The 447-nt window shown below is 70.7% G+C and carries 1 protein-coding gene; it reads right to left on the bottom strand.

From position 1 onward, the window contains the following. Positions 1-68: 68 nt before the first annotated feature. Positions 69-447 (bottom strand): alpha-hydroxy-acid oxidizing protein (locus FJV41_RS55790; RefSeq protein ID WP_181791582.1); only part of this gene is annotated, 379 nt, incomplete at its 5' end.

The raw sequence follows: 447 nt of genomic DNA, 5'->3' as shown, positions 1-447 counted from the left end.
GCGCCGCATCGAAGGCGCGGGCGTTGATAAGGCGCGGCCCCGCCGCTCAGGGGGATGCCGCCAGGCCGTCAGGCCTTCACCAGCAGGTCGCCGGTGATGTCGGACACTTTCGCCACGCTCGTGAGCGTCATCGCCACGCGCATCTCCTTTTCCAGCAGTTCCAGCACGTGCTTCACGCCGGCCTCGCCGGCCGCGGCCAGGGCATAGATGAAGGCGCGGCCGATCATCGCGGCGTCGGCGCCGAGCGCGATGGTGCGCACCACGTCCAGGCCGTTGCGGATGCCCGAGTCGGCCAGGATCTTGATCTGCCCCTTGACCGCATCGGCGATGGCCGGCAGCGCGTGCGCGGAGGACAGCACGCCATCGAGCTGGCGCCCGCCGTGGTTGGAGACGATGATGCCGTCGGCGCCGAAGCGCACCGCGTCCTTCGCGTCTTCCGGGTCCAGG

This window comes from Myxococcus llanfairpwllgwyngyllgogerychwyrndrobwllllantysiliogogogochensis (genome assembly GCF_006636215.1).
In the GTDB taxonomy this organism is placed as follows: Bacteria; Myxococcota; Myxococcia; order Myxococcales; family Myxococcaceae; genus Myxococcus; species Myxococcus llanfairpwllgwyngyllgogerychwyrndrobwllllantysiliogogogochensis.
This window is presented reverse-complemented; position numbering and strand designations above follow the sequence as displayed.